Origin of the sequence: Duncaniella muricolitica, from assembly GCF_910574735.1 — a bacterium.
Classification (GTDB): domain Bacteria; phylum Bacteroidota; class Bacteroidia; order Bacteroidales; family Muribaculaceae; genus Duncaniella; species Duncaniella muricolitica.
This window is the reverse complement of the sequence record NZ_CAJTCF010000056.1, coordinates 15659-27618: the sequence shown is the minus strand read 5'-3', so window position 1 is coordinate 27618 and position 11960 is coordinate 15659. Positions and strand designations below refer to the sequence as shown.

General features: G+C 44.6%; 7 protein-coding genes. 1 reads left to right on the top strand and 6 read right to left on the bottom strand.

Annotated features, from left to right (window positions below; all coding sequences use genetic code 11):
• Positions 1-282: 282 nt before the first annotated feature.
• The 3 genes from QGT73_RS12175 to QGT73_RS12165 are packed head-to-tail and all read right to left on the bottom strand — an operon-like array spanning position 283 to position 3734.
• Positions 283-2052, bottom strand: a complete 1770-nt coding sequence (locus QGT73_RS12175; RefSeq protein WP_280122562.1) for an outer membrane beta-barrel protein — start codon at positions 2050-2052, stop codon at positions 283-285.
• Positions 2053-2080: 28 nt separating this feature from the next.
• A complete protein-coding gene (locus QGT73_RS12170; protein WP_280122561.1) occupies positions 2081-3232 on the bottom strand; it encodes a hypothetical protein in 1152 nt (383 codons plus the stop codon).
• Position 3233: 1 nt separating this feature from the next.
• Entirely contained in the window at positions 3234-3734 is a 501-nt protein-coding gene (locus QGT73_RS12165) for an RNA polymerase sigma factor (RefSeq protein ID WP_280122560.1), read from the bottom strand.
• Between the two features lie 470 nt (positions 3735-4204).
• On the opposite strand from QGT73_RS12165, the gene QGT73_RS12160 reads away from it, so the two are divergent.
• A complete protein-coding gene (locus QGT73_RS12160; protein ID WP_280122559.1) occupies positions 4205-5506 on the top strand; it encodes a M18 family aminopeptidase in 1302 nt (433 codons plus the stop codon).
• A gap of 199 nt (positions 5507-5705) precedes the next feature.
• On the opposite strand, the gene QGT73_RS12155 is transcribed toward QGT73_RS12160, so the two are convergent.
• Genes QGT73_RS12155 through QGT73_RS12145 form a run of 3 tightly spaced genes read right to left on the bottom strand, consistent with a single transcriptional unit; the run spans position 5706 to position 11937 of the window.
• On the bottom strand, positions 5706-6854 hold the full coding sequence (locus QGT73_RS12155; RefSeq protein WP_280122558.1) for a redoxin domain-containing protein: 1149 nt from the start codon (positions 6852-6854) through the stop codon (positions 5706-5708).
• 4 nt (positions 6855-6858) lie between these two features.
• Positions 6859-8364, bottom strand: coding sequence for a RagB/SusD family nutrient uptake outer membrane protein (locus QGT73_RS12150; protein WP_280122557.1), 1506 nt, complete (start codon positions 8362-8364; stop codon positions 6859-6861).
• Between the two features lie 12 nt (positions 8365-8376).
• Complete coding sequence (locus tag QGT73_RS12145; RefSeq protein ID WP_280122556.1) at positions 8377-11937, bottom strand: SusC/RagA family TonB-linked outer membrane protein; 3561 nt, start codon at positions 11935-11937, stop codon at positions 8377-8379.
• Positions 11938-11960 lie beyond the last annotated feature (23 nt).

Sequence of the window (11960 nt, the reverse complement as noted above, 5' to 3'; positions counted from 1 at the left end):
CATCAAGCCATATGTCATATGCCTGTTCTGTACGTTCGAAGCGCACCATCTCAAACAGTTCGTCCAGCCCCTGGGGCAAGAACATCCAGAATGCTTCCGATGTTTTCATACCGCAAATTTAACAATTTTCTGAAAATTACATGCACCGGAATTTCGGCTTGAGCCGTAAATGTTATAATTGGACACTATAAATTTACGAATTTTTCGCGAGAATACCAAGAAAATCAGCCATTTAGTTTTATGCTAAATGGCTGATTGTTTTATTATTGGATAACTGAACTCTTATATCGAACTCACGTTAAAATAATTCTTGGTTGAACAGTATTCAAGTTCCATAACAATATCTTTCCATGAGGCCGAGGCAGAAATATAATCGCGGTAAATAGGTTTCAAATTAGGATTGCCAGATTCATAACTGTATCGATCAATGTACTTTATAGCCGAGCTAAGTTGTTCGAAAGCCGGACGTGATGTCTTTCTCATATAAGAAAAACGTGTATTGACATTGCCAATCGGCAAAGACAAAGAGGCTGATGGTGCGAGATTATGATATTTACGGCTTTGGTCATCTCTAAGTTGTCCCGATTGCCAATATTTGGAATCAGTATATTCCCAGCGCAACCCTAAATTTGCCGATATTGCTCCAAAAGTCTGTTCTGTTTCGGCAAACAAAGCCGTTGTTGTCTCGTCTATCTTAATATCACTGTCAGTGATATAATCTGCATTCCCTGAATATCTGTCTGTGCGATGAATACCGATCACCTCAGCCCCAAATTTCAAATCACCTTTCCAGACAGGGAAAGCAGCCGTTACATTACCTGCAAGGAGACGGTTTCCGACATTGTTGGTTGTTGTAAAATCCCGCGACGGATTGACAGTTGAAATTTCAGTGTCCATATTATTCCTATCGTTAATCTGCCACAAGGCATCGATATTGACAGACAGCTTCCATTTACCTAATTGCCCGAAGTAATATGCACTTGCCAGATGCTGACGGTTATGGTGTCTTGAATCAGAGTAATCCTCAAGGGTTTCTGTAAATATGTTGTCAATACAACGGTCAGTTATCGCGATGCCGGAAATTGTCGATGGTTTATATGAGAAATCATAATAGAAACCAAAGTTATGGGACGCTAAATTATAATTCAGGCCTAATTTGCCTTGATATACAAGATATTTAGCAAAATCTCGTCCGTGACTGCTCTGTTGCACAATCCCGGATTTAAGGTATTGGGTAGTTTTATTCGAGAATCGGGGACGCTCTCTGTAATTCTCATAGTTCAACATGCCAAAGAGATCAAAACCGTTTTTACGCCAGTTGAGATTAACCTGTTGAAACATATAGGCATAATGTTTATATCCGACTGTCGTACGGTCATTGAATGAAAATCCTTCTCCTATCGGTGCGACAGTTGTAATCCTTATCACTGAGTTGACTGTCGAAGCGTATCTTGCTCCCGGGTTAGTTACGACATCAACCATTTTGATTTGCGAAGATGCGAGTTGATCAAGCTCAGACATATCACGGACCTGCCTGCCGTTAATGTATATCAATGGGATGCCTTTTCCAAGAACTTGTATCTCAGAACCCGACTTAGTCACAAATGGCATTTTGCCAAGCACTTCAAGCGCAGTGCCGGTATTGGCAAGGTATGAATCAGCAATTGTCACCTGTACTCCATCACCCTTGACCTTAGCCACAGGACGTGAACCTTTCACAACAACTTCTCCAAGCATATAGGATGCCGGCGAAAGGATGATATCGCCTATATCGGAGATAGGATTGTTGATAATCTTATCCTCGAACCCCATAGCGGTAATTCGCAGAAATACCGGAGTTGCGTTGCCGGGAATGGTAAATTGACCCGTCATATCAGTTACGGTTCCGTCTATCAGTGTTGAATCATTAAGTGCCATCAAGGTGACATTTACAAATTCCAATGGATTTCCGGAATTATCCTTTACTACACCCTTATAAGCCTGATTTGATGCAAAAAGAGTGTTAAAACACAGGCAGAGCAATAGCCCTGCCATTAATTTGTTTAATGGCATACCTATTGAGAATTAAGATGTTATTCGGTTAAAGGCCTCCGACCACAACCCAACCGCCTGAGTCTGTTTTCTGCAAGGCTATGTTATGACGTCGCATGGTGCCGTCGCGAAGTTTCAAAGTATATGGTACAAAAATCGAGAGACCTGAACCCGACGTAAAAGAACGTCCTACTGAAATCAGTTTTGCCCCACTGAATTGTTCCTTATATGCCGCATCGGATACTTCATGTATCATCACTCTGTCAAGAATCGTTTCATCCCAGACAGTAAAAGCATTGAGCACAGCGGTAGCAGCCTCTTCCGCACTTAATTCTTTTAATCCAGCAGGCTGATTTTCAGTCTCTACAAACTTAATATCATAAGGCAAGGATAAGTTATGACCATAACTGTCATAATTAATAGACATGACCTTAAGCACATCGACTTCGCGTCCTCTCGAAATCACACTGACTGTCGCACTTTTTAATTCCTTGGAATTAGCGTCAATGACATATCTGCGCACATTTTCAGATTCGGTGATAGAACTATTAAGCAAATAAGGATTTTCAAAATTACCCTGTGGTGAGGCATGTACGGTTAGAATTATTTCAGAACCGGACTTGCTGACTTTGTATTCCGCATTATTATTGTTGATACAATTCTGCAATTCAGCCTCAAGTATCCTACGTGGAGTCAACAAGTTTGCCATATACCCCAATACGTTCTCATTCTCGGTCTCTGTTATATGGAATCCAAGTTTTACAGAAGGAATCCAAGTATAAATATCCCTTCCATCACTCATGGCAACACGTTCACCTTTATCTATACGCCAGCTTAATAGAGAGTCAGAGACCGTAATATCCATCCGGTGGGTGACAAACTCATCATCAAGGCTGATATATCTGAAGTTTTCCACCGGTCGGGTTCTGACATCGACAATCATTTCAATGCTTTCGTAATTACGCATCGCTTCTATTGCCTGAGAAAGAATTTCTTTGGCTGACATTCCGGAAGGAATAAGCATGAGCAGCAGAACAGCGGCTACAGCACTCAGACTGATTCCACCAAACACCCATTTTTTCAACATACGGTTCTTGCGATCCTTGTCAATAGCCAATCTTACTTTCTCACGAAGTTTGGCTGATGCCTTAATGTCACGGCGAGGTCTCAACAATTCTCTTATATCCTTGTAATCTTCCATGCTATGACAATTTATTGTTAATGAATAGTTTTCTGAGTTTATCCATACCCAACCTATACCTGGACTTGGCTGTTGACTGGGGGATTGAAAGGATTACGCTTATTTCGACAAATGAAAGATTGTCAATCACATTCATTCTGATTACGTCAGCCTCACGCTGTGGAATACTATCAAGACAAGCATTTATACGGTCTGCATCTTCAAGATCGAGACTGTCTGTTGTACTGTCTTCGACATCTATTCCATCGATAGTAACCCAGTCCTTATGTCCTGCGCGTGTCTTGTCAAGACAAAGATTGTGAACTATCCTAAACAAATACAACCTGACGCTTTCCGGTCTAATATCATCAGGAGCCTTCTCCAGAAATCGAAGAACCGCATCATACACAAGGTCCTCTGCTTCTACGTGATTTCCAAGACGGAAATATGCAAAACGAACGAGATAATCAAGATTACCCTCGATTATCTTACTTACGGTATTACGCTTTGACTTCCTGAACATACGGACTTGTTAATGATGCTTCTACTAAATAAGACAAAATCCCGTCAAAATCGACGAAATTCAACTGTTAAAAAATGTATCGAACGATTTCTATATATTCGTATCTTGTCAGATAATAAACAAAAATGATACTAATAATGAGGAAAAAGGAGTTTAGGTTACAGTGCTACCGCCCCCTGCCCTGTCAAAAATAAAGTCGGGCTGTTCTCACGAACTGCCCGACTTTTTATTCACTTAAATGGGTTGAATTAAAGTGAATTGGGGATGGGGATGATTTATGGTGCAAAATTAGCGAGATTTTTCCATTCTGACAATAAAACAGATGAAAAATATTGGATGTTAGGAGATTATTTGAATCCTCTGGCATGGAGCGACACATTATTCTCCGGGATAATTCGACTCGCCGGATTGCAGGATTGAAGTAATTTGATTAGATTTGCGCATACTTACCTTAATAACGCACCACCCCAATGCAAGAAACCAAGACAATAGCCCGGGGACTCATGGAGTTTCTCGACCAAAGCCCGGTAAATTTCTACGCCGCGCTCACCGTAGCCAACCGTCTCGACGCTGCCGGATATGAACGCCTCGACCCAACTCAGGCCTGGGACATCAGGCCGGGAGGCAAATATTATATGGTGAAAAACGACAGTGCGGTCTTTGCCGTCGATGTGGCCGAGGGTGTCCCGTCGGCAGGATTTCGCATCATTGCCGCCCACAGCGACTCGCCCACGTTTCGCATCAAGCCCCACCCCGAAATGGTATCGGACGGTGGCATAGTAAAACTCAACGTCGAGGTGTATGGAGGCCCCATCTACTACACATGGTTTGACCGTCCGCTCTCGATAGCCGGACGTGTGGTGTTGCGCAGCGACGATCCCCTCAACCCCCGCCGCGAACTGGTAAAGTTTGACCGTCCGCTCCTCACCATCCCTCACCTTGCCATCCACTTCAACCGCGCTGTCAACGAGGGCAACCGCCTCTCGGCCCAGAAAGACATGCTTCCCGTGATAGGTATCGTCAAGGAGCGCGCCGAAGCCGACAACCTGTTGCTGCGCCTTGTGGCCGAAAAGCTGCAATGCCGCCTTGAGGATATACTCGACTTTGACCTCTCGCTCTACGACACCACCCCGGCCTGCCTCACAGGCATGAACGAAGAACTCGTCTCGTCGGGACGTCTCGATGACCTGAGCATGGTGCACGCCGCTCTCGAGGCTCTGCTCTCGGCTACCGGTAAATGTCCACAGACCCGCGTCATGGCTATCTTTGACAATGAGGAGACCGGCTCAGGCACCAAGCAGGGCGCGGCCTCGCCCGTACTGGCCGAAATGCTCCGCCGCATCACCCGCTCGCTCGGGGGAAATGACGAAGACTTTGCACGCGCCATAGCCTCGTCATTCATGATTTCGGCCGACAATGCCCACGCTTTCCATCCCAACTATGCCGAAAAATACGACCCCACCAACCATCCCGTAGTAGGCGGAGGCCCTGTAATCAAAATCAACGCCCGATGCAAATACATGACTGATGCAGACTCATCGGCCGTATTCAAAGCCATCTGCGAGAAAGCCGGAGTGCCCTGCCAGACATTTGTCAACCACAGCGATGTCCCCGGCGGCTCCACCCTCGGCAACATACTCACCGCCCAGATGGACCTGCGCGGTGTCGACATGGGCAACGCCCTCTGGGCCATGCATTCGGTGCGCGAGACCGGCTCGACCATCGACCAGGCCTACACAGTCCGCGCCTTCCGCACTTTCTTCTCGGAATAACCCCTTGCCCAACTAAAGAGATACAAAAGGACAAAAGCCTCAAAAGAAACAAAAGTTTTTATCTCATTATAAACCAATCATTTAATGATTTCAAAAAAACTTTTGTCTCTTTTTGAGGCTTTTGTCTCCCTTTATATCTGTAAAGAGTTATTACGAATGTTTTTGAAGCTGTTATCGTTCGTAGTCCTGAATCAGAAGTCTACTCACCGAATATCTCGACAAGTTTCTTGTCAAGGTCCTCTCCTTCGAGGTCACCTATGATATTGCCGTCGGGACCGATGAGAAATGTGCGGGGAATGAATGTGACGTTATAGCGACAAGACTGACGGTTGTCTCTGGAATCATTCAATATGCGTCCCGATTCGTCGGTCGATGCATCCTCAAACACAAGTATATTATAATAGTCCTTCATGTCGTGCGATTCCATATACTGCTTCCAGACATTGACTTCATAGTCCGACGACATGGCCAGTACTTCGAGCCCTTTGTCGTGATACTTGTCATAAAGTTCTTTGATATGTGGCAGTCCCATCACACAACCCTTGCACCATGTAGCCCAGAAGTCTATCACGACATATTTGCCTTTCAGATCCGCAAGGCTGAAATCAATGTCTCTCAGAGGGTCGTGACCTTTAAGCTCAGGAGCCGGCTTGCCGGGCTGCGTAGCGCGGCATGCTTCGAGAGCTGCGGCAAGCTCCTTGTCATCTGCCTTCAACTCGGGTGAAATAAGAGTATAGAGCGAATCACACTTCTCGGCATCATAACGGGATGATAATGATAGTAACATCCTGTAGGCCCAATATGTATCAGGATTCTCGGCTACATACTTTGCCTGTGTGGCGGGAAATTCGCGGAAGGCAGCTTCGGCCTGTCTATCATACTCTTCCTTGGATATAAGTCCCTGCTCATAATCGGCTCTGAGCTTTTTTTGGCGCGCCCAATACTCTTCATAGAATTTACTGAGGCTCTCATCTATCTCCTGCTGACGCGAGCCGGAGACAATGGCTTGATTTACCTTACCTTTATCAAAGGCAATCTCCGTCACACCCGGACTAAAATAAAGACCTGTCTGATTGTCACCCTTATATGGCTCGGACTCCTCGCCATAAGTTATATAGGCCAATCCTCCGTATGGAGCGACTTCACCTGTGAAAGTAAAGTGTCCGTCATGGATTTCAACCGTGTCATTTACCACTCCGTCAATGCTGTTATGGATTGAAGCAATGACATATTCGCCGTCAGCAGCTCCGTTGACAGTGCCGTTGATGGTAAATGTATTGTCACTCTTGGGAGCCGAACACCCGATAAGCAACAAAAGAGCGGAGGCAGGAATTAATAAATGTTTCATAATGCTATAGCGCGGTATTGTAATTATGTTTAAGATTATGGTTCTGAGCTATTATGCTTATCGGGAACGGGAATACCCACATATCCGACTCGGGAGTAAGTACATAAGTATTTCCACAAAGAGTACGTGTAAAAGTCTCTTTATAATCATCATGTTTACTCCATCGCTTGCGGGTTATAAAATTCCATATCGAATAACAATATTCACCATGGCAAGCCATCTTAAGCCATCTGATAGCATCGGCCTTTGTGGAGACAGTTCCTTTTAAATCATGATAGTATTCAGGGGCGATTCGGTTTTTACGTATCTTGTCAAGATAGCCCATAGCCTCATCTATCCTATCCCTTTCTATGGCACACTCTGCTAAGATAAGATACATGTGAGAAGTCTTGATACCGATCTGATTATGATTGGATGTCATGTCCATAGCTACATTATATGGTACACCGTAGTTAACTTCATTATATTGCAATATCTGCAGACGGTCATTTTCCAAATCTTCCTTGTCATATTTACCCCGACTTCTCGTGACTGAAGAGATAAAACAATCTTTTATATATGAACCGTCCTCCTGCATGCTTTCGCAGAACGGAGTGATCAGTTTAAACACTACCTGTGACGCAGATGCAAAATAATTCTCCTCCATATTCATTGGAGAACCGGGAACGAACAACTTGATTGGGTAACCATCATATGATAAATCATCAACAATATACGTACCATAATCATTTATCACATCACCATGCTTAAGGGCCTCTTTGGCTGCAGCCTCAGCTCCGTTAATATCTCCGATAGTCATCAATACTTGAGCTTTGACAGCATATGGCATTGCAGCGCAGAAACGCATACGGTTGACAGCAACCTCTGGTAATGCATCAAGAGCTATGGCATTATCCAAGTCGGAGATTATATGATCATACACGTCCTTCTGAGTCTGTTGTTGTGTCGGTGTCTGGATATCCATATCTTCCGTCACATATGATACACAAAGTTCGGTTGAAGCCGTCGACGGATTATAGACCCGGGCATATTTCTGAGCTGCAAAATAATGGAAATATGCACGCATGGCATATGCCTCCGCCCGCAGTCTATTTTTATGTTCTTCCGAGCCTTCCGCCGCGTCAACAAGCGACAATATAGGATTGGCAATACGGCCTATGACTGAATAGCAGTTCTTATAGTAACTGTCACCACTATTAATCTGAGGCAGCACCGATGCATGCGCAGATTCATCAAGAGAAATCAATATGGCCGAACTTGTCTTAACTGTGTTGGTTAATTCCGATGGAATATAACCACAATCAAAAGCGTTAATTAAATCACCGCTGACAGTCGACATATCTGCATAATCAAGATAGTAATTATAATTCAGCAGTAACTCAAGGTCAGATGTCTTAGAGAGCAGGTTCTTACCTTTTTGATCAATATCGGTAAAACTTTCGCACGACTGTAGCGAGAGTATTGAAACTACTGAAATGGCCGTTATATAAAAAATATTTTTAATCGTCATGATTGTGATGGTTTAGAGGTTGATATTGAGACCAAACACATAGCTTGAAGGAGTGCGCAGTCCACCTGTCTCTGGATCGAAATCCACTTTGTCCTTCGTCCAGACAGCTTTGGGATCATTAATCTGGAAACGTAGCGAGCAATTATTTATGCCAATATGGCGAAGTATTTCGGCAGGAAGGTCATAACCGAACACAATGTTGCGAAACTTGATGAAATCAGCGTCATGTAGAGCCCGATCCGAATAACCGGGAGCTCCGTCAGTAGATGATGCATGTGCCCATCGTCCAATAGCCGGAATATCAGTAGGATTATCTGGGGTCCAACCATTTAGATAATAAGCCGGTATCGTACCATAGAAACTACCTTCAAATGTATCATTGAAAGGCAGACACAGCATATTGTGACCACCATAATACGCGACAAGAAAACCCAATGAAAATCCTCGCCATCTGATTTGGTTATCCAAACCTACAATAACCTTTGGGTCAGTCTGACCACCGAAAGAAAGAGCGTCGGTATCACCATACCTAAATACATTATGATTCTTGCCTCCGTGACCGTCATCATAAAGCGATTGTCCCTCTTGGCCAGGAGTATCATCTATACCGGCAAATCTGAGTACCCATAAGGAGTTTACGGGATAGTTTGTCTTATAAGGACTGCTTATGAGTCCGTAAGCCGATGTCTGAGGATTCTCAACATAGGTCACTTTATTGCTATTATAAGAAAACGTCATGTTGGTAGACCACGAAAAATCTCCACTTCTATTGGCTCTAATCCAATCATATCCAAGAGCCAATTCCACTCCGTTGTTAAGTATCGAGGCCACATTGGCATTCATTGACGAGAAGCCGGTAGTAGCATCAAGCAGTTTTGTCCCAAAAATATCACGCCCTTCCTTGCGATAGTAGTCAAGCGAACCACGCAGACGATAGTTCATGAGACTAAAATCAAGTCCGACATTGTGTGTACGATTCTGCTCCCAGCGCAGATTGGGGTTCGCAGGAGAGTCTATTTCACCATATGGAGCGTTTGTCTCTCGATTTGAAGAACCTGTTTTAGCTGTCATATAAGATGTGGCATTCTGATAAATATTACCTGTCACACCATATGAATAGCGAAGTTTGAGAAAGTCAATCCAAATATAATCGTGCATGAAGTCTTCCTTATGGATATTCCAGCCCACACCGACCGACCACAGCGGTTTACCACGGAATTTGGCATTGAGACCATAGACATCGGCATAGTCTTTACGAAATGAGCCAAACGCATTGTAACGTTCATCAAAAGTATAAGTGGCATTGAAATATGCTGACGCATAGCGATGCATTACTTCCGGGACTATTCCGTTGTCTTTCTCAAACTGAAAGGAACTTATCGAACCTGAATATGTACCGATTTTCCAATAAGGAGCCGAATAGCCAAGCCCTTTTAAGTAATTGAAATCAACTGTATGATTGGATGATGTCTGCAACTGGTCATCGTAGCCAAGTAACAACTGCTTTTCACCCCATAGTTTTGTCTGACGAAACTCCGTACCGGCAATTGCTGAAATCTCGTGCTTATCAAAAAATTTACGTGTATAATTGAGCTGGCCGCGCAGAGTCCAATAGTTGCCGTCGACATTCTCGGTCTTGAGTATTCCGCCGTTTTCAGGAGTCAGATATTGCACCTTACCATTTTTATAGACAGAATAGCCGTTTTTCATATTACGTGCCGACCAACTGTTCTCATTGGCATAGTTGCGCATGCGTTTGGCTGTGACTTCATATATAAACTGGGCGTTGGCTGTAAAGCCGGGAAGTATCTTAAAGAGCAGATCGGCATGATAACGCATCTCCTGACGGCGTGTGGTCTGGACATTATCACGAGCTTCCTGACGGGGATTGACTATCATGTCGGCTATGCCGTCCTGCAATGACCAGTATTGGGTGTATTCATTTCCATAACCTCCATAATATAACGGACGAACACTTCCATCAGGATTATTATATGACATATATGATGGATTTTTAAATGGCTCATATATATACGCGGTCTGATAGCCACCTCCATATTCCTGATTATGAGAATATACACCATTGATGCTAACTGTTGCTGTAATCCATCTGGCAAGGTCAAAACATCCTTTATAATATACATTAAGCCATTCATTTTTATGATTGAACTTGCCTACATTATCGTGTCTATAATTGACCACGACATTATTACGAGCCTTATCCGATGACTGCCGTAGCGAAAGATTATATTGTTGTACAATCCTACGGTTAAGCATATTATCTGCAAGATCCTTAGCGAAATTATTGCTCGCCAATGAAGTCTTTACCGCCTCAAGTTGAGCCGATGTTATCTCATCCAATGCTCGCTGATAATAGGCATATTGCAACGGTGACACATTGGAACCATTACTAAGGTCTTTTTTTGTTTCAGCAAGCGAGTTGGGCTTTTCACCACTAAAATAATAGTAGTCATAATAGTCGCTCTCCACCGCTACCTGCTGGGCCGGTGTCATGTAGTAGTTGTCGGCATAATCGACATTACGCTTCTCATACCAGGTGATATTGGTGGCGAAGTCGATGTCGATTTTGCCCTGCTTCTTGGCGTTCTTGGTGGAAATCACAATGATACCGTTGGCAGCGCGGGCTCCGTAGATAGCTGCTGCAGCGGCATCCTTGAGCACGTTGACACTCTCGATGTCATAGGGATTAAGGTCCTCGATGTTACCCTCGATAGGCATACCGTCGACTACAAGCAACGGGGCCGTAGAGCCGTAGAGTGTGCCGGCACCACGTATCACAGGCTTTCCGCCATAGGTGGAGAGACCGGCCACCTGGCCTTCGAGATTGGCAAGGAGGTTTTGGGTGTAGCGTTCCTCGAGCTTGGCCGACGAGACAGTCGCCACCGAGCCGGTCATTTTTTCTTTCTTGATTTCCTGATAGCCTGTGACTACGACTTCGCTCATCATTTCGACTGCGGGGCGCAGCACCACGCTGAGTGGCTTGCCGGCATCCGACTCGCTCACAGGGATGTCACGGGTGAGCATGCCTACATAACTTACCGATAATACGGGTTTGACGGTATTGACTTTGAGCGAGAATTTACCGTCCATATCCGCTATCGCGCCATAGTCGGTGCCGCTGACGGCTATGATGGCCCCGACAAGAGGCTCGCCCTCCTCGTCGGTGACTGAACCACTGATGCTGAACGTCTTCGCCGCCTTTACCTTAGGATTGTAAATTTCTATGTAACGTCCGTTGACACTGTAGCGCAGAGGTGTCGCTTTCAGCAGTTGTGTCACTACCGTCTCAACCGTAGCCTTATCAAATGATCCCGACACCCGATAGGGCGACACATCCTCGCTGATATACTGTAGCCGATAGTAGCCCGAGAGACGTTCCACTTCGCTCAGAGCTTTTGACAACTTCTCGTTCTCACACTTGTAGGTTATGGGAGTGCCGGCATTTTTCTGAGCCGATGCATGCGCAGGGCTTAGCATGAACAGGCACATCAACAGTCCCACCAGCCTTAACATTCCTAACAGGCTGTGATTTTTGATTGATTTGGTTGGCATGTGATAAAATGATAATGGTTGAT

Coding starts and splice junctions, on each gene's coding strand:
- QGT73_RS12175 (WP_280122562.1), bottom strand. CDS start 2,052: ATGCCATTAAACAAATTAATGGCAGGGCTATTGCTCTGCCTGTGTTTT.
- QGT73_RS12170 (WP_280122561.1), bottom strand. CDS start 3,232: ATGGAAGATTACAAGGATATAAGAGAATTGTTGAGACCTCGCCGTGAC.
- QGT73_RS12165 (WP_280122560.1), bottom strand. CDS start 3,734: ATGTTCAGGAAGTCAAAGCGTAATACCGTAAGTAAGATAATCGAGGGT.
- QGT73_RS12160 (WP_280122559.1), top strand. CDS start 4,205: ATGCAAGAAACCAAGACAATAGCCCGGGGACTCATGGAGTTTCTCGAC.
- QGT73_RS12155 (WP_280122558.1), bottom strand. CDS start 6,854: ATGAAACATTTATTAATTCCTGCCTCCGCTCTTTTGTTGCTTATCGGG.
- QGT73_RS12150 (WP_280122557.1), bottom strand. CDS start 8,364: ATGACGATTAAAAATATTTTTTATATAACGGCCATTTCAGTAGTTTCA.
- QGT73_RS12145 (WP_280122556.1), bottom strand. CDS start 11,937: ATGCCAACCAAATCAATCAAAAATCACAGCCTGTTAGGAATGTTAAGG.